Source organism: Streptomyces sp. IBSNAI002 (assembly GCF_052244475.1).
GTDB lineage: Bacteria > Actinomycetota > Actinomycetes > Streptomycetales > Streptomycetaceae > Streptomyces.
The window spans coordinates 2,051,558-2,074,027 of the sequence record NZ_JBQPXG010000002.1; the positions used below are offsets into that span (position 1 = coordinate 2,051,558).

Annotated in this window: 16 protein-coding genes; 5 read left to right on the forward strand and 11 right to left on the reverse strand. The window is 73.4% G+C overall.

The genetic code is table 11. The features are described 5' to 3' along the window. Positions 1-60 precede the first annotated feature (60 nt). Together ACTVZO_RS10025 and ACTVZO_RS10030 are read right to left on the reverse strand one after the other, a co-directional pair. Positions 61-1,122 carry a DinB/UmuC family translesion DNA polymerase gene (locus tag ACTVZO_RS10025; RefSeq protein WP_443298043.1) on the reverse strand — a complete coding sequence of 354 codons (1,062 nt, stop codon included), beginning with the start codon at positions 1,120-1,122 and terminating at the stop codon, positions 61-63. Next, a complete protein-coding gene (locus tag ACTVZO_RS10030; RefSeq protein ID WP_443298044.1) occupies positions 1,119-4,589 on the reverse strand; it encodes a DNA polymerase III subunit alpha in 3,471 nt (1,156 codons plus the stop codon). Before ACTVZO_RS10030 ends, ACTVZO_RS10025 begins: the two co-directional genes overlap by 4 nt. A 153-nt stretch (positions 4,590-4,742) precedes the next feature. Here ACTVZO_RS10030 and ACTVZO_RS10035 point away from each other — a divergent pair, with 153 nt between their 5' ends. Genes ACTVZO_RS10035 through ACTVZO_RS10045 form a run of 3 tightly spaced genes read left to right on the forward strand, consistent with a single transcriptional unit; the run spans position 4,743 to position 7,733 of the window. Continuing rightward, positions 4,743-5,861 (forward strand): DUF3533 domain-containing protein, encoded by a 1,119-nt coding sequence (locus ACTVZO_RS10035; protein ID WP_443298045.1) that lies wholly within the window; start codon positions 4,743-4,745, stop codon positions 5,859-5,861. Next, positions 5,858-6,529, forward strand: coding sequence for an acetate uptake transporter (locus tag ACTVZO_RS10040; RefSeq protein ID WP_443298046.1), 672 nt, complete (start codon positions 5,858-5,860; stop codon positions 6,527-6,529). The genes ACTVZO_RS10035 and ACTVZO_RS10040 overlap by 4 nt, the downstream gene beginning before the upstream one ends. Before the next feature lie 19 nt (positions 6,530-6,548). Continuing rightward, positions 6,549-7,733, forward strand: a complete 1,185-nt coding sequence (locus ACTVZO_RS10045; protein ID WP_443298047.1) for an AAA family ATPase — start codon at positions 6,549-6,551, stop codon at positions 7,731-7,733. A 31-nt stretch (positions 7,734-7,764) separates the two neighbouring features. Here ACTVZO_RS10045 and ACTVZO_RS10050 read toward each other — a convergent pair whose 3' ends face one another. Together ACTVZO_RS10050 and ACTVZO_RS10055 are read right to left on the reverse strand one after the other, a co-directional pair. Further along, positions 7,765-9,420, reverse strand: a complete 1,656-nt coding sequence (locus ACTVZO_RS10050; RefSeq protein WP_443298048.1) for an amidohydrolase — start codon at positions 9,418-9,420, stop codon at positions 7,765-7,767. 75 nt (positions 9,421-9,495) lie between these two features. Continuing rightward, positions 9,496-10,908: a purine-cytosine permease family protein gene (locus tag ACTVZO_RS10055; protein ID WP_443298049.1), complete on the reverse strand. Its 1,413-nt coding sequence runs from the start codon at positions 10,906-10,908 to the stop codon at positions 9,496-9,498. A gap of 155 nt (positions 10,909-11,063) precedes the next feature. On the opposite strand from ACTVZO_RS10055, the gene ACTVZO_RS10060 reads away from it, so the two are divergent. Beyond that, positions 11,064-11,669 carry a TetR/AcrR family transcriptional regulator gene (locus ACTVZO_RS10060; protein WP_443298050.1) on the forward strand — a complete coding sequence of 202 codons (606 nt, stop codon included), beginning with the start codon at positions 11,064-11,066 and terminating at the stop codon, positions 11,667-11,669. A 75-nt stretch (positions 11,670-11,744) separates the two neighbouring features. On the opposite strand, the gene adhE is transcribed toward ACTVZO_RS10060, so the two are convergent. The 3 genes from adhE to ACTVZO_RS10075 form a co-directional block, all read right to left on the reverse strand. Continuing rightward, the gene (gene adhE / locus ACTVZO_RS10065; RefSeq protein ID WP_443298051.1) at positions 11,745-14,366 is read right to left on the reverse strand and encodes a bifunctional acetaldehyde-CoA/alcohol dehydrogenase; all 2,622 of its coding nucleotides are present in this window, start codon (positions 14,364-14,366) and stop codon (positions 11,745-11,747) included. 265 nt (positions 14,367-14,631) lie between these two features. Beyond that, the gene (gene fxsBH / locus ACTVZO_RS10070) at positions 14,632-16,983 is read right to left on the reverse strand and encodes a radical SAM/SPASM protein FxsBH, inactivated beta-hydroxylase extension form (RefSeq protein ID WP_443298052.1); all 2,352 of its coding nucleotides are present in this window, start codon (positions 16,981-16,983) and stop codon (positions 14,632-14,634) included. 20 nt (positions 16,984-17,003) lie between these two features. Further along, positions 17,004-17,186 (reverse strand): hypothetical protein, encoded by a 183-nt coding sequence (locus tag ACTVZO_RS10075; protein ID WP_443298053.1) that lies wholly within the window; start codon positions 17,184-17,186, stop codon positions 17,004-17,006. A 97-nt stretch (positions 17,187-17,283) separates the two neighbouring features. Here ACTVZO_RS10075 and ACTVZO_RS10080 point away from each other — a divergent pair, with 97 nt between their 5' ends. Continuing rightward, positions 17,284-18,144 (forward strand): alpha/beta fold hydrolase, encoded by an 861-nt coding sequence (locus ACTVZO_RS10080; RefSeq protein ID WP_443298054.1) that lies wholly within the window; start codon positions 17,284-17,286, stop codon positions 18,142-18,144. On the opposite strand, the gene ACTVZO_RS10085 is transcribed toward ACTVZO_RS10080, so the two are convergent. The 4 genes from ACTVZO_RS10085 to ACTVZO_RS10100 form a co-directional block, all read right to left on the reverse strand. Next, positions 18,077-18,913, reverse strand: a complete 837-nt coding sequence (locus tag ACTVZO_RS10085) for a hypothetical protein (protein WP_443298055.1) — start codon at positions 18,911-18,913, stop codon at positions 18,077-18,079. The two genes, ACTVZO_RS10080 and ACTVZO_RS10085, sit on opposite strands and share 68 nt — an antisense overlap. A 98-nt stretch (positions 18,914-19,011) precedes the next feature. Next, positions 19,012-19,896: a S1 family peptidase gene (locus ACTVZO_RS10090; protein WP_443298056.1), complete on the reverse strand. Its 885-nt coding sequence runs from the start codon at positions 19,894-19,896 to the stop codon at positions 19,012-19,014. A gap of 135 nt (positions 19,897-20,031) precedes the next feature. Continuing rightward, positions 20,032-20,844: a DUF1684 domain-containing protein gene (locus tag ACTVZO_RS10095; protein ID WP_443298057.1), complete on the reverse strand. Its 813-nt coding sequence runs from the start codon at positions 20,842-20,844 to the stop codon at positions 20,032-20,034. 93 nt (positions 20,845-20,937) lie between these two features. Next, complete coding sequence (locus ACTVZO_RS10100; RefSeq protein WP_443303104.1) at positions 20,938-22,191, reverse strand: DUF5685 family protein; 1,254 nt, start codon at positions 22,189-22,191, stop codon at positions 20,938-20,940. Positions 22,192-22,470: the final 279 nt, after the last annotated feature.

A 22,470-nucleotide genomic window follows, 5' to 3' on the forward strand; every position in this document is an offset into this window, starting at 1 on the left:
CAAGACAGGGAAGTTACGCGTCGGTAAAAACTCGCGTGTCTTGCGATGTTCGACCCGCGCTCAGGCGGCGAGCGTGCCCCGGGCGATGGCCTGCGGCCCGAACCGGGCGCGGACGCGGTCCGTGACGGCCTCCAGGCGGCGGGCCTTCTCGTCCTCGGGGTCCAGGCTGAGCTGCCGCGCGGCGCGTGCGGCCGGGGTCAGTCCCTCGGCGCGCAGGGACAGCGCGCGGACGCGGGCCCGTTGCAGGCCGAGGCCCTCGTAGAGGGCGTAGGCCGTGGCGGTCAGGGTGGCGCAGTGCGCGGTGGGTTCGGGCAGGGTGCGGGTCCGGGTGAGCGTCGTGCGGTCGGCGCAGCGGACGGTGAGCGAGAGGGTGCGGCAGACCCGGCCCCGGCCCTCCTCCTCTTGTGTACGAACCGTACGGAGCTTCGTGCCGAGTTCGTCGGCCAGCGAGAGCAGCGCCCGCCGGTGCCGTACGGGATCCAGCTCGTCCCGGTCGAAGGCCCGCTCGGCGGCGATGGCGTGGGCGGCCGCGCCGGGCCGGACGGGGGTCCGGTCGATGCCGAGGGCGCGCTCGCGCACCTCGCGGCCGAGCCGGGCGCCGAGGATGCGCCGCAGGGCGGCGGGCGGGGCGGCGGCAACCCGGCCGACGGAGTCGAGGCCGTAGGAGCACAGGGTGCGGGCGGCCTTGGGGCCGACCCCGTCCAGGGCGGTGACGGGTTTGCCGGCCAGGAACGCACGGACGGCGGCGGGATCGCCGGGGATCACCAGGGTCCCCCCGGGCCGGGCCTCGCGGGCCGCGGCCCGGGCCAGCATGGGGTTGCCGGCCACGCCGGCGGTGCAGTCCACGCCGTACAGGGCGAGGGCCCGCACCCGGATCACGGCGGCCAGCCGGCCGGCGTCGCAGCCGAAGTAGCGCAGCGCGGCACCGACATCGGCGAGGGCCCCGTCGGGCGGCAGGGCCTGCACGGCCGGTGTGATGCCGCCGAGCAGTGCCAGCACCCCGGCGTACTCCGCACCCCCGAGCGGCCCGCCGTCGGCGGAACCCATCCGCAGACACACCACGACCGCACCGGAGTCCGAGCCCGCACCCGTACCCGTACCCGCCCCCGTACCCGCGCTCATCCCGCGCTCCCCGGGCTGGAGTGCCACAGCTTGCGTCCGGTGGCGGGGCCGGCGCCCGGGGGCTGGAGGTCGGCCCACGGGTTCATCTCGTACCCCGTGGACATGCGGATCGTGCGCCCGGGCCCCTTCGCGGCCGGCTCCCCGCCGGACGCGTCGCCGGAGGCCAGCCGGGTCGCGACCGCCTCCAGGCCGCCCGTCGCCCGCAGTTCCACCAGTTCCGCCAGGTTCCACGCCGCCGCCCCGACCACGCTCAGGCTCTGCGGGCCCCGCCGCTGCACGACGCCGCGCACCAGCAGCAGGAAGGAGTGGAAGACGGTGTGCGCGCACCGCTCGTGGCTGTCGTCGAAGAAGGCCAGGTCGACCAGGCCCGTCCCGTCGTCCAGCGTCGTGAAGATGACCCGCTTCCCGGACCGGATCGGCGGGGTCTGGGTGGCCGCCTTGGCTCCCGCGACGAGCACGGTCTGCCCGTGCTCGGTGCCGCGCAGCCGGCTCGCCGGGATCACTCCCAGTTCGGCCAGGAAGGCGTGGTGGTCGCCCATCAGGTGCCGCGAGGCGTCCATGCCGAGGACGCCCAGCTCGGCGCTGAGCCGTTCCGCGTCGGTCAGGTCGGGCAGCCCGACGGACGCCGTGGACCGGCCGCCCTCCAGGGGGAGTTGGGGGCCGCGTGCGCCCGCCGCCCGCTGCGCGCCGTGCAGCTCCGTCAAGTGCAGCAGCAGGTCGCGCCGGTTGGCGCCGAAGGCGTCCAACGCGCCTACCTGGGCGAGCCGTTCGGCGACCGGGCGGCCCGGATGCGCCCGGTCCCAGAAGTCGCGCAGGGAGGCGTACGGCTGCCCGGTCTCGATGCGGCCCGCCTCGGCCTCGCTGATGCCGTGGACGTCGGACAGCCCGAGCCGCAGTCCCCACACATCACCCACTTCGGACACCAGTTCGATCCGATGGGCGGCCGCCGACCGGTTCACGTCCAGCGGCAGCACCGCCACGCCCCGCCTGCGCGCGTCCGCCAGCAGCAGCCGCTTCGGGTACATCCCCGGATCGTGGGTCAGCAGCCCCGCGTAGAAGGCCGCCGGATGGTGCGCCTTCAGCCACGCCGACTGGTACGTGGGCACCGCGAAGGCCACGGCGTGCGCCTTGCAGAAGCCGTACGAGCCGAAGGCCTCCACGATCTCCCAGGTACGGGCGATCACCTCCGCCGGGTAGCCGCGCTCGCCCGCCTTCACCGCGAACCAGACCTTGATCCGCCCCTGCGACTCCGGATCGGACAGCCCGCGCCGCACCCGGTCCGCCTCGTCCCGCCCGCAGCCCGTCATGACGTGCACGATCTCGATGATCTGCTCGTGGAAGACCACCACCCCGTACGTGTCGCGCAGCGCGTCCGCCAGGTCGGGGTGCGGGAAGCGCACCGGCGTCCGCCCGTGCCGGGCCTCGATGAACGGCCGCACCATGTCCGCGGCCACCGGCCCCGGCCGGAACAGCGAGATGTCGACCACCAGGTCATGGAAGGTCGACGGCTGGAGCCGCCCCACCAGGTCGCGCTGGCCCGGGGATTCGATCTGGAAGCAGCCGAGCGTCTCGGCCGAGCGGATCAGCTCGTAGGTGGCCCGGTCCCCCGGCGGCACCTGCGCCGGGTCGTCCAGGTCGAGCTCGCGCCCCGTGCCGCGCCGGATCTCGGCGACCGCGTGCGCCATCGCGGACTGCATCCGCACGCCGAGCACGTCGAGCTTGAGCAGCCCGAGCTCCTCCACGTCGTCCTTGTCGAACTGGGACATCGGGAACCCCTCGCCACTGGTGGGCACCACCGGCGTACGGGCGAGCAGGGAGGCGTCGGAGAGCAGCACCCCGCACGGGTGCATGGCGGTCCCGCGCGGCAGCGCGTCGAGCGATTCGACGAGCTCCCACAGCCGCCCGTACGACTCCCCGCGTACGTCGCGCAGCTCCGGCAGCTCCCGCAGCGCGGCCCGGGCGTCGCGGGCCCGGATGTGCGGAAAGGCCTTGGCGAGCCGGTCGGTGACGGCCGGGTCCATGGACAGGGCGGCGCCGACATCGCGGATGGCGTACCGGACCCGGTAGGTCTCGGGCATGGAGACGGTGGCGACGCGCTCGGTGCCGAACCGGCCGATGATCCGCCGGTAGACCTCCAGCCGGCGGGCGGACTCCACGTCGATGTCGATGTCGGGCAGGACGCGCCGGCGCTTGGACAGGAAGCGCTCCATCAGCAGGCCCTGCGCGACGGGGTCGGCGTGCGCGATGCCGAGCAGGTGGTTGACGAGGGAGCCGGCACCGGATCCGCGGGCGGCCACCCGGATGCCCATCTCCCGTACGTCGTCGACCACTCGGGCGACCGTCAGGAAGTACGAGGCGTAGCCGTGGTAGGCGATGACGTCGAGCTCTTGGTGCATCCGCCGCCAGTACGCGGGGTCGTCCGCGTAGCCGCGCAGCACCATGCCCGCCGAGGCGCGCGAGGCGAGGACCCGCTGGGCGCTGCGGTGGGCGGCGCCGACGAGGCGTGCCTCGGGGAAGTGCACGGATCCCATGCCGAGGTCGTCCTCGGGGTCCACCGCGCAGGCCTCGGCGGTGTGCCGGGTCTCGGCGAGGAGGCGCCGGGCGTCGGCGGGGCGCAGGCCGGCGGCCTGGGCGATCCGGTCGGCGGCCTCGGCCATGGCGGCCGGGTCCTTGAGCCAGCGTTCGCCGCTGTCGAGGGGGCCGCGGGGGTCGATGGGGACCAGGCGGCGGGCCGCGTCGAGGATGTCGGCGACCGGGCCCTGGCCGGGGTCGGCGTAGCGGACGGCATTGGTCAGCACCGCCGGGACGCCCTGCTCGGCGGCGAAGCCGACGGTGCGGGCGGCCAGCCGGAGCGAACCGGGGCCAGTGCCGGTCCGGCCGTGATGGACGGCCTCCAGGCGCAGGGAGCCGCCGAAGACCTCCCGCCAGGGCGCGAGCAGCCGGGCGGCCCGGTCGGGGCGGCCCGCGGCGAGCGCCCGGCCCACCTCGGAGCCGGGCCCGAGCAGGACGAGGACGCCCTCTCCGCGCAGGGCGTCCCAGGGCAGCAGCGGCTGCCGCCCGGCGGTGTCGCCCGCGTGCGCGGCGGTGGTCATCCGGCACAGCTCGGCCCATCCGGCGGCCCCGTCGCGGGCCAGGAAGACGGCCCGCGCGGCGGACTCGTCGACGAAGGCGCCGCCCTTGACGGGGTTGCGCCGCCGGTACGAGACCTCGCCGGAGCCGGCCGGTCCCCCCGGCCCGGCCGGCCCCGGCGGCGGAGACACGGCGAGGTCCACCCCGAACAGGGGCCGGATCCCGGCCTTCGCGGAGGCCTTCGCGAACCGCACCGCGCCCGCCAGGGTGTCGCGGTCGGTCAGGGCGAGGGCGTCCATGCCCCGGTCGGCGGCACGTTCCGCCAGCCGTTCCGGGTGGGAGCCTCCGTAGCGCATGGAGAACCCCGACACGGTGTGCAGATGCGTAAAACCTGGCACCCGCGGCCTCCTGCTTCGCTCGTTGCCCCCGTTCCTTCTGTCTCCCCCTCTCCACTCTAGAGCAATTCGAATGCCCGTGCGAAACACTTGTTCGATCACCCATTGGGCCCACCCCTGCTGCGCCCCGTCCCCCGTGCGCCGAGCGTGGGGGGCATGACCCAGCCCACCGAGAGCACCGACGCAGGTCCGTCCGGCGGCTTCCTCGCCGAGATCAAGGACGCCGTGACCACCCGGGCAGCGCTGCTGGTCCTGGGGGTGCTGGCCCTCCAGCTCGCTTTCATCACCTCGTACATCGGTGCCTTCCACCACCCGAAGCCCAGCGAGATCCCGATCGCCGTGGCCGCCCCGGCCGCACCGGTCGCCGAGCAGTCCGTACAGCGGCTCGCGGCCCTGCCCGGCAAGCCGCTCGACCCCCGTACGGCCGAGGACGAGGCCGCCGCGATCCGCCTGATCGAGAACCGGGACGTGGACGGCGCACTGATCGTCGACCCGGCCGGGCGGACCGACAGGCTGCTGGTCGCCTCCGGCGCCGGGGCCTCCCTCTCGCAGGCCCTCGAGGAGATCGTCGGCGCGGTGGAGCGGTCCCAGGGCCGGACCGTCCAGGTCACCGACGTGGCTCCGGCCTACCGGGGCGACAGCCGCGGCCTGAGCTCCTTCTACCTGGTCATCGGCTGGTGCGTGGGCGGCTACCTGTGCGCCGCGATCCTCGCCATCAGCGCCGGCGCCCGGCCCGCGAACTCCGCCCGCGCCGTCATCCGGCTCGGTGCGCTGCTCGCGTACGCGATCGCCGCCGGACTGCTCGGCGCGGTCATCGCCGGCCCGGTCCTGGACGCGCTGCCCGGTTCGCTCATGGGCCTGTGGGGGCTGGGCACCCTGGTCGTCTTCGCGGTGGGCGCGATCACCCTCGCCTTCCAGGGTCTGGCGGGGGTGGTCGGCATCGGTCTCGCGATCCTGCTGGTCGTGGTGTTCGGCAACCCGAGTGCGGGCGGCGCCTATCCGTACCCGCTGCTGCCGCCGTTCTGGAAGGCGATCGGCCCGGCCCTGCCGCCGGGCGCCGGTACGTACGCCGCGCGCTCCATCGCGTACTTCAAGGGCAACGGCGCGACCGGGCCGATGCTGGTGCTGGCCGCCTGGGCGGTGGCCGGCTCGGCGATCACGATCGCCTGCGCGCTCTTCCGCGGGGGCCGGCCGGGAGCCGCCGTGGGCAGCGGCCTCCCCGACGACTCGCCGTCGGTGCCCCGGTTCGCGGGCGAGGGAACCGAGGCCCGGTGAACACCCCGGGCCTTCCCGGCTTCCGCAACCGGCAGGGGCCGGCCGAACAGGCCGTCTCCGTCAAGCGGATGGAGCCCAGCGCGCAGGCCCAGCTGGGCGCGCTGGGCCTCACCGGCTTCATCGTGGTCACCGTCATCGCCACCGGCATCGACGCGGGCATCTTCCCCGAGAAACTCGGCCACTCGGTGCTGCCGGTGGTCGGCTTCTTCATCGGCGGGCTGGCCCAGCTGCTCGCCGGGCTCTTCCAGGCCCAGCGCGGCGACACCTGGCACGCCACCGTCTTCGGCGGCTTCGGCCTCTTCTGGATGGCCAAGGCCTGCCTGCTCCAGTGGGTGCTGCCGGCCACCGATCCAGCGCTGCGCGGGGACGTCAGCGGGCTGTTCACGCTCCCCTGGGTGTTCGTGGTGTTCGTCCTGTGGATCGGCAGCTTCCGGATCCATCTGGTGCTGCTGTCCACCTTCACCTGCGTCCTCGTCGTCTTCGTGGCGATGACCATCAGCGGGTTCACCGGATCGGTGGTCTGGAACCGGATCACCGGCTGGAGCGGGCTGCTGGCCGCGCTCGGCGCGACGTACCTCCTCGCCGGCCAGATCATGGCCAGCACCTGGGGCCGCCAGGTCCTCCCGATGGGCCGGTTCCTGGCCCCCGAGGACCACCCGGAGACGTGAACGGCGGCATCATCGAGGGATGATCACCACTCTGGCGGTGGAGAACTACCGCTCCCTGCGCAAGCTGATCGTCCCGCTGGGCCGGCTCACCGTCGTCACCGGCGCGAACGGCACGGGCAAGTCCAGCCTCTACCGCTCCCTGCGCCTGCTCGCCGACTCCGCGCGGGGCGGCGCGATCGCGGCGCTGGCCCGGGAGGGCGGGCTGCCGTCGACGCTGTGGGCGGGGCCGGAGAAGCTCGGGCGGGCGGTGCGCGAGGGGCACCATCCGCTCCAGGGCACGGTCCGTACCGAACCGGTCAGCCTCCGGCTGGGCTTCGCCGGGGACGAGTTCGGCTACGCGGTGGACTTCGGCCATCCGGCGCCGGTCCCGGACTCCCTCTTCGCCCTGGACCCGGAGATCAAGCGCGAGTGCACCTGGGCCGGCCCGGTGCTGCGCCCGGCGGCGCTGCTGTCCGACCGTGCGGGGCCCGCCGTACGGACGCGGACCGCGGACGGCGGCTGGCACCGCACGCAGAACGCCCTGCGCCCGTACGACTCGATGCTCAGCGAGCTCGCGGACCCCCAGCTGGCCCCCGACCTGCTGGCCCTGCGGGAGCGGATGCGGTCCTGGCGGTTCTACGACCACGTCCGCACCGACGCCGGCGCCCCCGCCCGGATCCCGCGGATAGGCACCCGCACGCCGGTGCTCGGCGCCGACGGCTCCGACCTGCCGGCCGCGCTCCAGACGATCCGGGAGATCGGCGACCACGCCGCGCTGGACGCCGCCGTCGACGCGGCCTTCCCCGGGACCCGGGTCTCGGTCACCGACCGGGACGGCCGGTTCGAGCTGGAACTCCACCAGCAGGGCCTGCTGCGGCCGCTGGGCGCGGCCGAGCTCTCCGACGGGACGCTGCGCTACCTGCTGTGGACGGCGGCCCTGCTGACGCCCCGCCCGCCGGCGCTGATGGTGCTCAACGAGCCGGAGACCAGCCTCCACCCGGACCTCCTGGCCCCGCTGGCGGACCTGATCCTCACTGTGAGCCGCGACACCCAGACGGTGGTGGTCACCCACGCGGCCCCCCTGACGGACGCCCTGGAGGCGGGCACCCGCCACCACCGGGTGGACCTGCGCACGATCACCCTGCTCAAGGAGTTCGGCCGCACGGAGGTGGCGGGCCGCGAGGGCCCCCTGGACGAACCCCTGTGGCACTGGCCCCAGCGCTGAGCCCGCCGCCCCCTCCGCCCCGGCCCGCGCGTCAGCGCGCCCGGTGGACCGTTTCGCCCGCCACCACCACCGCTTCGGCGATCGTGCCCGGGATGGACTCGGCCGGGATCTCGAAGATGTTCCGGGACAGGATCACGAAGTCCGCCGCCTTGCCCACCGTCAGGGAGCCCCGCTCGTCCTCCAGGAAGTTGGCGTACGCCGAGCCCATCGTGTAGCCGTGCACCGCCGTCGCCACGTCCACCGTCTCGCCCGGCTGCCACGGCTCGCCGCCGCCCAGCGGGCGACGCGTCACCGCCGTGTAGATGCCGACCATCGGGTCCATCTCCGCCACGTTCCAGTCGCTGGAGAACGCCAGGACCGCCCCCGCCTCGTGCAGGCTCCGCATCGGCCAGGCCTTGTGCCAGCGGTCCGGGCCCACGTTCTCGGCCCAGTCCTGCCCGGGGCCCGCGATCTCCGGCGCGCAGTGCCTCGGCTGCATGCAGGCGACCACGCCCAGCTCCGCGAAGCGCGCCACGTCCGCCGGGTCCAGGCACTCCACGTGCACCACCTGGTGGCGTGCGTCGCGCGGGCCGTTCACCGAGCGCGCGTGCTCCACCGCGTCCAGGACGGTCCGGATGCCCCGGTCACCGGTGGCGTGCACGAAGCACTGGAAGCCCCGCGCGTCCAGCCCGGCCAGGAGCTCCGCGAACTCCTCCGCCGGGTAGAAGGTCTCGCCCCGGTGGTGCCCGCAGCCCGCGTACGGCTCCAGCAGCGCGGCCGTACGAGGCTCCACCACGTCGTCGATGTACAGCTTGAGCGGGCCCACCCGCAGCCGGTCCCCGGCGAACCGGCGGGCCGCCTCCTCGAACGAGGCCAGGTCGGCCTCACCCGTCCCGCGCGGGTGGAACAGCGCCGCGACGATCCGCGAGCGGAGCCGGCCCTCGGCCCGGGCGCGCTCGTAGAGCTCCAGGTCGTCGAGCGAGTTCTGCGGCTCGACCACCGTGGTGATGCCGAAGCCGATCGCGTCGTCGAGGCTCTTCGCGAGCCGCCCGTACTGCCGGTCCGGCGAGGCCCACGGCACACCCAGGTCGCGCAGCGCCCGGTGGCCGTCCCGGGAGAGCCCCTTGACCGCGAAGTCCTTGACGAAGCCGGTGGGCTCGCCGGTCTCGGGGTCCACCGCCGCCGTCCCGAAGGGCAGGTCCGTACGGTCCCGGGTGACGCCGAGCCGCCGCATGGCCGCCGTGTTCAGCCAGGCCGTGTGCACGTCGTACGAGAGCACCAGCGCCGGGATGTCCCCGGTGACCGGGTCGAGGTCGGCCGCGTCCGGCATCCGGCCGCCCGGGACGGCCGAGTAGTCGAAGGCCTCCGCCTCGATCCACTCGGCGTCCGGGTTGGCCTGCCGCCAGGCCAGGATCCGCTCGTGGATGCCCTCCAGCGTCCGCACCCCGGCGAGCTGCACACAGGCGTCGTCGGAGCCGAGCCGGACGTGGTTGTGCGCGTCGATGAAGCCGGGCAGGACCAGCTTGCCGCCCGCGTCGATCCGCTCGGTGTCCGGCCCGGCCCAGGCGGCGGCCTCGGCGTCCGGGCCGAGCCAGACGATGCGGCCGTCGTGCACGGCCAGGGCTTCGGCCTCGGGCAGCGCCGGGTCCACGGTGTGGATGCGGGCTCCGGTGAGCAGCAGGTCGGCGGGGAAGGGTCGGCGTGCCATGTGAAGGTGCTCCATTACGACGCGGGACGGGAGGCCGGGGGGCGGGAGGGCGGGAGGCGAGGAACGGAGAACCGGTCAGGCCACCGGGGCGGCCGTGGCGGCGGCCGGGACGGGCGTCGGCGCCCGCCGGGCCAGTGCCCAGTAGGTGAGCCCGGAGACGACCGAGCCGAGGAGGGTGAGGTCGGCGCCGCCGAGCGGGGCCACCAGCGGCCCGGTCCACAGCTCGGAGTCGCAGGTCAGGGTGGCGAAGGCCATGCCGGCGAGCAGGGCGGCCATCCCGGCGGGGTGGTAGCCGGCGCGGTACCAGTAGGAGCCCGCGCTCCCGGCGTGCAGCGCGTCGGAGTCGTAGCGGCAGCTGCGCAGCAGCATGTCGGCGAGGAAGACCCCGCCCCAGGGCGCGAACACGATGATCAGGAGGGACAGGAAGGAGAGCAGCGAGGTGGTGAAGTCGGTGAGGAAGAGCGCGGCGAGCGAGCCGAGCGCGGTGACGGCGGCGCTGATCACGATGGCCCGGGCGCGGCTCCACGGGATGCCGAGGACCTGCAGGTTCAGGCTCGAGGAGTAGAGCGTGATGATCGAGTTGGTGACCGAGCCGCCGAGTACGAGGGCCAGGAACAGCGGCTGGAACCAGCCGGGCAGCAGGCCCTCGGCCCCCGCGACCGCGTCGGTCATGTCGGTCTGGGTGGCGGCGGCGACGCCCGCGACGCCGAGGGCCACTGAGGAGGCGAAGCCGCCGAGGGCGCCCATCCACGTGATCGACTTCAGGGAGGTGGTGCGGGGCAGGTAGCGGGTGTAGTCGGCGGGCATCGGCAGGTAGGAGAAGGGTCCGGCGAGCATGACCACGAAGGCCAGGCTCCAGCCGGACAGCCCGGGGGCGTCGGCGGGGGCGGAGGTGTCGGCTCCGGGCAGGACGAAGACGAGCAGCACGCCGAAGCCGGCGGCGAGTACGTAGGCCATCCAGCGCTCGGCGAACTGCACGGTGGCGTGTCCCCACATGGCGACGGCGAAGGTGAGCGCGAGGGTGATGCCGAGCGCGAGGCCCCGCACCAGGTGCCCGGCGCCCAGGCCTACCTCGGCGAAGAAGACCTCCAGCGCGAGCGTCCCGACCACGGTGTTGACGATGGTGTAGCCGATGCTCACCACCCAGTTGAGGACCCCGGCCGGGAAGTTGCCGCGGACCCCGAAGGCGGCGCGGGAGATGACCAGGGTGGCGGTGCCGGTGCGGATGCCGCCGAGTCCGGCGGCGCTGATGGCGAAGAACGACAGTCCGCTGATCACGACCACGGCGGTGGCCTGCCAGAAGGAGAGGCCGAAGGCCACGGCCAGGGCGCCGTTGATCACGTAGGTGAAGGTGAGGTTGGAGCCGAACCAGAGCCAGAAGAGGTCCTTGGCGCTGCCGTGGCGTTCCGCGTCGGGGATGGGGTCGATGCCGTGGGTCTCTACCCGGAACACCTCGTCGACGTCGGCCGTCGTCTCCTGCTGTGCCATGCGCCGTACCCCTGATCCTCGACCGGTGAAGCGTGAATGAATCTTGAATGCCGTTCTAAGTTCTTGAATGGCATTCAAGATGCGCGCTGGACCGGGACGGCGTCAAGACCCTGTCCGGGATAAGGTCGGGCCACGAAGATCAGGAGGGCGGACCGGTGGCGGGAGCGGCGCGGCGGCGCGACGGGCAGGTCGCCCAGGAGCGGATGCTGGAAGAGGCCATGGCGGCGATCGCCGAGGACGGGCTGGCGGCGCTCACGATGTCCGCGCTCGCCGAGCGGCTCGGCACCAGCGGCGGCCACATCCTGTACTACTTCGGCAGCAAGGACCGGCTCCTGCTGGAGGCGCTGCGCTGGAGCGAGGCGCAACTGACCGTGGAACGGTCCGAGTTGATGAGCCGCCGGGTCACCGCCGGGCGCAAGCTGGCGCTCTTCGTCGAGCTGTACCTGCCGCGCGGCCCGCGCGACCCGCGCTGGACCCTGTGGATCGAACTGTGGGCCCGTACGGCGTCCAACGAACCGTTGCGCGCCGCCCAGCAGGAGATCGACGACGGCTGGCAGCGCGATCTGGAGAGCCTGCTGGCCAAGGGCGTCGCCCAGGGCCGCTTCGCCGCCGGTCTGGACGTCCCCGGCCGGGCCTCGGAGCTGCTGGCCCTGCTGGACGGACTGAGCACCCGCGTGGTGCTGGGCCAACCGGGCTCGGACCGCCCGCTGGCCCTGGAACGGGCCCGCTCGGCGGCCGCGGCCCTGGTCCCGCCCGCGTAACGCGGAACGGCCCGCCCGGGTCCCGTGGCCCGGGCGGGCCGTGCGCGCGTCCCCCCTCGGGGACGGTCGCGGGTGTCAGTTCCCGCCGGCCGGAGCCCCTTCCGCGTTGCCGTAGTACGCCTGCCGCATGAGCTGCTGCATGTCGTCGATCATCGGCATCCGCGGGTTGGCGGGGGCGCACTGGTCGGCGTAAGCGTTCATGGCCTGGACCGGGAGGGCCTCGACGAAGGCCGCCTCGTCCACCCCCTCCTCGGCGAACGAGGCCGGGATGCCGCACTTGGTGCGCAGTTCCTCGACGGCCGCCGCGTAGGACTCGACGCCCTCGGCCGGGGTGGCGGCCGGCAGGCCCAGCATCTTGGCGATCTCCTGGAAGCGCTCCGGGGCCCGGTAGACCTCGGCCTTCGGCCACGGCGTGGCCTTGTGCGAGACCGTGCCGTTGTGCCGGATCACGTGCGGCAGCAGGATCGCGTTGGTGCGGCCGTGGGCCACCTTGAAGGTGTTGCCCAGGGTGTGCGCCATCGCGTGCACCAGGCCGAGGAAGGCGTTCGCGAACGCCATGCCCGCCACCGTGGAGGCGTTGTGCATCTTCTCGCGGGCCTCGGGGTCGTTCGGCCCGTCGACGACACAGCGCTGGAGGTTCTCGAAGATCAGCTTGATCGCCTGGAGGCAGAGGCCGTCGGTGTAGTCGTTCGCGTACGCGGAGACGTAGGCCTCGGTGGCGTGCGTCAGGGCGTCGAAGCCGGAGTCCGCGGTCACCGTGGCCGGCAGCCCCATCGGCAGGACCGGGTCGACGATGGCCACGTTCGGGGTCAGCGCGTAGTCGGCGAGCGGGTACTTCTGGGCCGCGGCCGGGTCGGAGATGACGGCGAACGGGGTGACCTCGGAGCCGGTGCCGGACGTGGTCGGGATGGCCACCATCTTCGCCTTCTCGCCGAGCGAGGGGAACGTGTAGGCGCGCTTGCGGACGTCGAAGAACTTCTCCTTCGTGTCCCCGAACTCCACCTCCGGGCGCTCGTACATCAGCCACATGATCTTCGCGGCGTCCATCGGCGAGCCGCCGCCGAGGCCGATGATCGTGTCGGGCTCGAACTCGCGCATCATCGCGGCTCCGGCCTGCACGGTCGACAGCTCCGGGTTGGGCTCGACGTTGTCGATGACCTGGACGGCCACCGAGCCCTCGCGGGCCTGGAGGATGTCGGTGACCTTCTGGACGAAGCCGAGGGCGACCATCGTCTTGTCGGTGACGATCGAGACGCGGCTGATGCCCTCCATCTCACCGAGGTACCGGATGGAGTTGCGCTCGAAGTAGATCTTCGGCGGGACCTTGAACCACTGCATGTTGTTGTTGCGCCGTCCGATCCGCTTGACGTTGATCAGGTTGACCGCGGTGACGTTGTTCGACACCGAGTTGTGGCCGTACGAGCCGCAGCCGAGGGTGAGTGAGGGGAGGAACGCGTTGTAGACGTCGCCGATGCCGCCGAAGGTGGAGGGCGAGTTGGCGATGACCCGGACCGCCTTGACCTTCCTGCCGAACTCCTCGACGAGGGCCTCGTCCTCGGCGTGGATGGCGGCGCTGTGCCCCAGTCCGTGGAACTCGACCATCGCGGCGGCCAGTTCGAGGCCGTGCTCGGTGTCGGAGGCCTTCAGGGCGGCCAGCACCGGGGAGAGCTTCTCGCGGGTCAGCGGCTCGCCGTCGCCGACCTCGTCGCATTCGGCGAGGAGGATGGAGGTGCCCTCGGGGACGGTGAAGCCGGCCTGTTCGGCGATCCACTGCGGGGACTTGCCGACGACCGCCGGGTTCAGCTTGGCTCCCGAGCAGTCGGCCGCGTAAGCCGTCGTACCGAAGACGAACTGCTCCAGCTTGGTCTTCTCGGCGGCGGTGACCACGTGGGCGCCGAGCCGCCTGAACTCGGCGAGACCCTGCTCGTAGATCTCCTGGTCCAGGATGACGGCCTGCTCGGAGGCGCAGATCATGCCGTTGTCGAAGGCCTTGGAGAGCACGATGTCGTGGATCGCGCGGGCCAGCTTGGCGCTCTTGTGGACGTACGCCGGGACGTTGCCGGCGCCGACGCCCAGGGCCGGCTTCCCACAGGAGTAGGCGGCCTTGACCATGGCGTTTCCGCCGGTGGCCAGGATGGTGGAGACGCCCGGGTGGTTCATGAGCGCGCCGGTGGCCTCCATGGAGGGGACGGTCACCCACTGCACGCAGTCCTCGGGGGCTCCGGCGGCGACGGCGGCGTCGCGGACGATGCGGGCGGCCTCGGCGGAGCAGTTCTGCGCGGAGGGGTGGAAGGCGAAGATGATCGGGTTGCGGGTCTTGAGGGCGATCAGCGCCTTGAAGACCGTGGTCGAGGTCGGGTTGGTGACCGGGGTCATCGCACACACGACGCCGACGGGCTCGGCGATCTCGGTGATGCCGTTCAGCTCGTCGCGGCGGATGACGCCCGCGGTCTTCAGCCCGCGCATCGAGTTGACGACGTGCTCGCAGGCGAACAGGTTCTTGACGGCCTTGTCCTCGAAGAGGCCGCGGCCGGTCTCCTCTACGGCGAGCTTCGCGAGTTCACCGTGCCGGCTCAGGGCCGCCAGCGAGGCCTTCTTGACGATGTGGTCGACCTGCTCCTGGTTGAACGATTCGAACCGGCCGAGCGCCTTGAGCGCCCCCTGGACCAGTCCGTCCACCATCTCGTTGGCCTGCATGGCAGGAACTCCTTCATTTCGACCTGGCGCGAACCTGATGCCTCAATTCGACACCCGGAGGCGGAAGCCGGCGGGCCGATAAAGCCCTCTCCTGGCAGGCCGAAGGACCGTTCACACCCGTTCACTGCTCCGATGAATGCCATCTGACCTGCGAAAACAACGAAGGCCAAAAGACCTATGCGCGCTTGTGAAAACTTTCACAAGAATTTCGCCGCTTACCTTCCCGCATTCCGGATTCCGGATTCCGGCTCCAGGCCGGCCCGATTCACCAACCCGACTCGAACTCCCGGCGCATTCGGGCCACGACCGCCCTCCCGCTCACCGTCAGCTCCGCCGCTCCGGAAACCCGGTCCAGCGCCCGCTCGATCGCCGCGCCGTCGCCCGCGCCGTCGCCACCACCGCCGCCCCGCCCCTCCGACCGCCGGTACCGCTCGGCCGCCACCCGCACGTACACCTCGGCCAGCAGCTCCGACACCGGCACCGGCCGCTCCCGCCACGGGGACGCGTGCAGCCACTCCCCGTCCAGCGCGTACAGGTCCGCCACCTCGGTCAGCTCGCGCAGCTCAGCGCGCCGCCGCCCGGTCAGCAGCGCGAGCGCGGTCCCGCGTACGTCCGCCGCGTACGGCACGCCCAGCACCCCGGGCCCGCACCTCCCCGCACCCGCCGCACCCCCCGCGCCCGCCGCGCCCGCCGCGGCGCCGGCGTCCCCGAGCGGTGTGAGCGTGCCCAGGCCGGCCGCGGTCTCCCGGGCCAGGCCCGGCACCGTGCGGTGGAGCAGTTCCCACGCGGCCCCGACCCTGCGCTGCCAGTGCGCCGCCTCCGCTTCCGTCAGCCTCGGCCGGGGCGGCCGGGAGAAGCAGTCGCGCAACGGGTCGAGGTCCTCGACGGCCATCGGCGGCGCCCCCTGCCCGCCCCCGGGCCACCGCCGTACGGGCTGCCAGCGCGGACCCTCCTCGGACAGCCCGAAGCCCCGCTCGGTGCGGCCTTCCCGTACGCGGAACCCGGTCCCGGTGGCCCTGATCTCGGCCCGGCCCGCGCCGCCCTCCGTATCCGCATCCGCATCCGCATCCGCGTCCCGAAGCCCGTCCGTGCGCAGCAGTCCTAGCGTCGGCAGGTACAGCTCGCCGCCCCGGTGCACCACGGTCGCGACGGCCTCCGGCCTCCCCCCTCCCCGCACCAGGGCCGCCGCCGCCAGCGCCGACAGCCGCCGGGCGGGCGCCGTGCCCGGGGGCCGCCCCCGGCCCAGGGAGTCCAGGTCCGACAGCAGCCAGGTGCGGGTGTACGGATGCGCGAGTACGGCGTCCAGGGCCTCGGGCGCGGCGGCCTCGACGGCGGTGAGCAGCTCCCACGAGCGGTGCCAGTCCTCGCCCGCCGCCCCGGTCAGGCCGAGGTCGGCGTGCAGCCGGGCCAGCAGCACCCGCGTCAGCTCCTGCTGGGAGGCCGCCCGCACGGCGGGGTCGGCGCTCTCGGGCGCGACGGCCGTCCGGGCGGTGCGCGCCTCGACCCCGTCGACCAGTTCCCGCAGGTCGGTGCAGTAGACGGAGGGATTGTCGAAGCCGCTCCCGGCCCGGTAGCGGTGTGCGTAGAGGCCGCCTCCGCAGGAGCGCACCACGGGGCAGCGGCGGCAGGCGGCACTGACGCCCGCGAGGCCCGCCTGGCGGGCCCGGATGCCGGGATGGGCCGCGACCTCGTCGAAGGTGTGGGTGAAGAGGTCGAAGCCGGTGGCGGCCGCGCCTTCGTGAGCGGTCTTCAGCGAGTCGGCCTGTTCCAGGGTGCCGTCGGTCTCGACGACGACCAGGTCCGTGGGCGCCAGGCCGAGCGATTCGGTCAGGCTCGGCCCGCCCCGCAGGGTGCTCAGCAGGGAGTCGAACATCCGGACGGGCACCGGCCTGCCCCGGGCCTCCCACCGGTCGAAGACCCGCAGGAGCCAGCGGGCGTACGCCTCGGGGCGGCCGCCGGGCCTGGCCGGGGGCGTCTCCCAGGTGGCGTGCGGCAGCAGGAAGTCGATGCGCGGCGGTTCGAGCGCGATGAGCGCGTCGAACACCGCGAGGGGGTCGTTCTCCACGTCCACCGTGCAGAGCAGGCCCTGGTAGAGGTGCCGGTAGCGGTCCTGCCCGAGCAGTGCGAGCGCCGCCAGGACCCGCGGGTGGCTGGTCCGGCCGTTCGCGAAGCGGCGGTGCCGGTCGTTGGCCGCGCGGTCCCCGTCGAGGGACACCCCGACCTTGACCCCGTACGCGTCGAACAGGTCGAGGAAGGCGGTGTTCAGCCGCAGCCCGTTGGTGTGGATGCGCAGGTCGAGTGCGCTCACCCCGTCGAGGGCCCGGGTGAGCGCCGCGCACAGCGTCCGCAGCCGCTCGGGTCCGGCCAGCAGCGGCTCGCCGCCGAGCAGGATGACGGTCACCGAGGGCAGGCGGTGGGTGGCCGCGTGCTCGGCCAGCCGCCGCGCGAACCGCTCCGCCACCGCGTCGGAGACGACCGCGGGCCGGCGCCGCCAGCTCTGGTCCGCGTGCTCGTAGATGTAGCAGTGGTCGCATGCGAGATCGCATCTGCTGTGCACCTTGACCACGAACTCGCGGAAGGGGACGAGCGGTACGGCAGCGGCTCCGGCGGCCTCCATCGCGGCGGGCGGGCCCGTGTTCAGAGCGAGGAGTTGAAGGTGACCGTCCGCACGTCGCCGGGAGCGGCCGCGCCGGGCAGCACCCGGGCGATGCGCAGGTCGGCGTCCGTCCCGCGGGCGGTGAGCGAGGACAGGCTGGCACGGCTGCCGTGCTCCGGCCGCGCCGGTGCGGCGGCGGGCTGCTGCTTCTGGGTGGTCGTCACGGTTCCCCCCTCAGGGTCGTGGCTGTGTTTCCATCAGGTGAGCTGTCGTCATGAGACTAGAGATATCTGTAGGCAGCCGAAAGACCGCGGAGGCGCCGTGCGGGTCGAGGTGAAGGCGGGAGACGGCCGCTTGCTCGTGGCCGAGGTCTGGGGAGCGCCGCACGGGCTTCCGGTGCTGCTGCACCACGGGACCCCGGGGAGCAGGCTGGGGACCGCGCTGCGCGACATCACGGAGCACTACCCGGACATCCGCTTCTTCGCGTACGACCGGCCCGGCTACGGGGACTCCGAGCGGTGTCCGGGGCGTACGGTGGCCGACGCCGCCCACGACTCCGCGGCCGTCGCGGACGCCCTGGGCGTGGACACCTTCGCCGTCGTCGGCCGCTCCGGCGGCGGTCCGCACGCCCTGGCCTGCGCGGCGCTGCTCCCGGAGCGGGTGACGGGGACGGCCGCCCTGGTCAGCCTGGCGCCGTGGGACGGAGCCGGGCTCGACTGGTTCGCCGGTATGACCCCCCACAACGCGGAGCACTACGCGCTGGCGGTCCGCGATCCCGCGGCGCTGGAGCGGCGGCTCACGCCCCGCGCGGAGGCGATCTGCCGCGATCCGGGCCGGCTGCTCGAGGAGCTGCGGGCGGACCTCGACGAAGCCGACCTGCCGGTCCTCTCGGACCGTCAGGTGCACCAGGTGATACTGGACAACTACCGCGAGGCGCTGCGCACTTCCGTGTACGGCTGGCTGGACGACAGCCTGGCGTTCTGCCGGCCCTGGGGCTTCGACCCGGGCTCGATCCCCGGCCGGGTCCTGCTGTGGCGCGGTTCGGAGGACGCCTTCTCACCGCTGGGCCACTTCCGGTGGCTGGCCGGGCACATCGAGCACAGCACCGCGGTGATCAAGCCCGGTGCGGGTCACTTCGCGGCTCAGTACGCGCAGCCGGAGGCCCTGGACTGGCTGTTGTGACCGGCGGCTGCTCCTCGACGGGGGCGCCCACCGCCTGCCGGGCGCCCGCGAGGCACTCGATGATCCGCTCGTGCGTGTCCCCGACGCTGTCCACCACGCGTATGCGCATGTAGAAGGCCTGTACCTCGTCGATGAACCGCTTCGAGAACACGCCGACCCCGACTGTCTCGTAGGTACCGGTCGCCACCAGCGGGTACCCGGCGCCGAAGGAGGAGATCCGGAAGTCGACGGCGGCCCGCAGGCCCTCCCCGGCCAGCCGCTCGCCGACGTCCGCGAGGCCGGTCCACCGCACGTCGCCGCCACCGCCGTCGCCGCCCTCCCCGTCACCGTCGCCGGACTCCGGCTCCTGCTCCGCGTCCCGGGCCATCACCAGGTGGTAGTCGACGTGCTCCAGCACCACGTTGTGCTGGCCGCCGTTGAGTATGCCCACGTTCCAGGACTTCGCGGTGCCGGGCAGCAGGCCGGGCACGAACTCGGACCGCCATCCCAGCGCGGGCCGGACCGTACGGGCGTACTGGGCCCTCGCCAGGACCGCTCCCGCCGCGACGGCCAGCAGGCTCGCCAGGGGCTCGGCGCTGATCAGCTGGAGCCGCCACGGCCAGTCGGTGCGCCCCGTCTCGGACACGTTGCCGCGCACGACCTCCCAGACGAGGACGGCGGCCAGTACGCACAGCAGCACCAGGGGTGCCGTGAACAGCCAGCGGTTGCGCCGGATGCGCCGCTGGGTGTCGGGGAAGGTCCGTCCCCGCTCTGAAGGTGCACTGCTCATGCCCGTCTCTCCCCCCGAAGACGAACCCCCGCCCGGCGGTCCGGGCGGGGGTTCACGCTGTGCCGTTGGCCGGGCGGGTCTCCTACCCGCCGGCAAGGTCAGTACACGCTGACCCCGTAGGCGTTGAGGGCCTCGACCACGGGCTGGAAGAAGGTGGTTCCGCCGGACGAGCAGTTGCCGCTGCCTCCGGAGGTGAGACCGACCGCGCGGGTGCCCGAGTAGAGCGGGCCGCCGCTGTCGCCGGGCTCGGCGCAGACGTTGGTGCGGATCATGCCGTAGACGACGTCGCCGCCGCCGTAGTTGACGGTGGCGTTGAGGCCGGTCACCCGGCCGCTGTGGGTGCCGGTGGTGGAACCGCGCCGGGTCACGGGCATGTTCACCGTGGCGTTGACCGCGCTGGTGATGTCCTGGCCGCCGACGGTGCCCGGGGGCACCGGCGAGTTGCTGGCGTACTTGATCAGGCCGTAGTCATTGTTCGGGAAGCTGGATCCGGTGGTGGAGCCGAGCACGGTGGTGCGGGCGGAGTTGGTCCACCAGGTGCCGGCACCGTCGGTGCAGTGCCCGGCGGTCAGCGCGTAGTAGTTGCTGCCGCTGCGCACGTTGAAGCCCAGGGAACAGCGCCAGCTCGACGCGTAGATCGCGTCGCCGCCGGAGGCCAGCTTGGTCAGCTTGCCGGGGGTGCGCTCGATGCGCAGGGCCCCGGCGTCGGATCCGGCCTCGCGCTTGATTCTGGCGAGGTCCGCGGCGGAGACGGTGGAGTCCGCGGTGACCACGAGGGTCCCGGTGGCGGGGTCGGTGTGCCAGGCGGTGCCCGCGACGTCGGCGCGCAGGACGGATGCGCCGGCCGAGGCCAGCTGCGCGGAGCTGAATCCGCCGTCCTGCGGTTCCGCGTTGGCCACGGTGGGGGCGGCGAACGCTGCGACGGCGGCCAGGCCGGTGGCCGCCGCGAGCAGCCTGGTACGGGTGATGCTCTTGATCCTCACTTCTCGTCCTCCGAGAGGGTCGGGGGCCCGGCGGTCGTGGGGGTGCCGGAGCCCGTGAGGCGCAGTCAGGTCACGGTAAGCGCGTGCTTTGTGCCGTGCCCCTGACAAGCACTGTCGGGAGTGTGGTGGCGTCGGTTACCGGTCGGCAAGGGCGCCTTTCAGCCGCCGCTCCCCTGCCGCCACTTCGAAGGGCAGCGTGTTGCCGGGCGGCGGGAAGGGGCAGATGAAGTGGTCGGCGAAGGCACAGGGAGGCAGCAGGGCCCGGTTGAAATCCACCGTGATCGAGCCGTCTTCGGCGGGGGTGCCGGGTTTCAGGAAACGGAATCGGTAGCTGGAGCGTCCGCCGGTGGCATCGCCGAAGACGGCCCAGAGGCTGCCGTCGTCCTCGTCGACCGCGACCTGGAGGGTGTGCTCCACGCCCTCGAAGGGGAAGCGGAGCTCCCCGCCGAGGCCGAGCCCCCGCGCCCGCCCGTCCGCGTTCTCCACCTGGACGGTCCGGTCCCCGCCGTACGGGCGGAACCGCCCGGGCAGGCTGAAGGCCGGATCGTACGGGGAGGCCTCCAGGCCGGCGAAGGCCCGGCGGGCCTCGGAGTCCGGGTCGAAGACGCGGACCGCCCACTGTCCTTCCCGCCGGATCAGGACGAGCCGCCGCTCCCCGGCGGAGAGCCGGGAGCGCGCGGGCGGCGCCTCGTCGGCGGCGAGCGCCACCTCACCGGTGAAGGGCTCTCCGTCGAGCCGAACGGAGTCCTCCGCGGCCGCGTCCAGCACCACCGAGGCCTCGGTCGCGCACCAGCGCCCCGGAACGGCCGGAATTCGACCTTCCGGGCAATCGGCGAGCCAGTGGGTACCCGTCAGCGCGAGGGGCCCGTACGGGGCGGACACGGAGGCCACCCGTCGCTCGTGCCATTTCCGCCAGTCGGCGGGCGGATCGTCTGCGTCATCGCTCATGCCGCTCAACCCTTCCACGCAGGTCCGGCCGGGAACCATCGGGTACCCCGTCCGGACGTGCGCGCGGTGAAAGAGCGTCAGCCCGAGGGGGGCTCAGCAGCCGTCGCAGGGACAGCAGCAGCAGTCGCCGCAGCCGCAGTCACAGTTGCCGCAGTCGCAGTTGTTGCACCAGGGCTCCTTCTTCTCCCGGGACCACGGCCCCTCGTGCTCGGTGCAGCACAGCTGGCAGGTGCAGAACAGCCCGAGGGCCACCGCGCACCCGGCGAGCAGCCCGCGCCGCGGCTTCTGCGGGGGCCGGCCGCCGCCACCGCCGCCGCCGGGCCCCATGGGGGGCGGGGGCGTCCCCGGCCCGCCCGGGGCGGGGACGCCCGGGGCGTAGGGGTTGCCGCCGTAGGGATTGCCGCCGTAGGGATTGCCGTTCGGGTACGGACTGCTCGCCTGGGGGCTGCTCGCGTACGGGCCGGTGGAGGCGGTCGCCGTGTGCCCGCAGCCGCTGGTCCCGAAGGCGCGGTCCACCGAGGTGCGCAGCTCGTGCACCAGCAGCCGGTGGGCGAGCCCGGCGTCCGCGAACTCGGCCTCGCGCAGCGCGAGCCTGATGCCCTGCAGGGCGTCGTCGCACAGCCGGCGGGCCTCGGCCCGCGAGGTCCCGGTGGCGGTCAGCGGGTTCCAGGCGCCCGCCGCGGCGTCGGCCGCCTGGTCCTCCACCGCGTCCAGCAGGTGCGCGAGCCGCCCGAAGTACCGGCCGGCCTCGGCGAGCGCGGGGGCGTTGCCTGGCCGTCCGGCGAGCTGCGCGGTATGCGCGAAGGCGGCCGCCGTGGCGGTCTCCGTCGGCTCGGTCACCACGAGCACCGGCGTGCCGGGTCCGGCCAGCGTCTCGATGCCGGCCTGCCGGTCCACGGCGTCGACGAGCACCGCCGTGTCGAAGCCGAGCGAGGCGCCGGTGCGGGCGCCGGCCCGGTCCCAGCCGCGGGCCACCTTGCGGGCGGCCGCCGCGATGGGCGCCCGGGCCAACAGGCCGTCCCGGTCGGCCACGTGGTCCCGGACCTTCGCGGAGGCCAGGACGAGCGAGACGGCGGCGGCGAGCCGCGCGCCCTCGCCGTTGGCCACCGGGGCGGTCCGCATCCCGCGCAACGGACAGGGTCCGGCCGTGCGCCGGGCACCGGTGGCCGGTCCGGACTGAGCCTCCGTCAGGACGGAGACCAGCAGCCCGTCGTAGTTGGTGACGATCCTGGCGAACTGGCCGTGGTCCCCCCGAAGTGCCAGGCACAGCCCGCACAGATGAGCCATCCACTCCGTTTTGAACCGCTCGCCCAGCCTGTGCGTGCAAGGTCTGACGATGCCGAACAACTGCTTCCCCCGTGTGTCGTACGCGTGCCTGCCGGGCATCGTATCGACCCGCGTCCTTCACCCGTACGTCCCCGCCTGCCACCCGTACGGCGGCACCGGTCGTATTTTCACTCAGTCAGCAGTGGTAGCTGCCAGGAACCTTGACCGTGCAACGGATGTTCTGCACCAGTACCGTCACGAAACCCCTGCGCGGCGGCTATCCACTTGGCGCGTTGTCAGCATCATGGACGACCATAGGGGCAGCGGAGAGAAGACAGACTGACCACGGTGAAAGGAGGC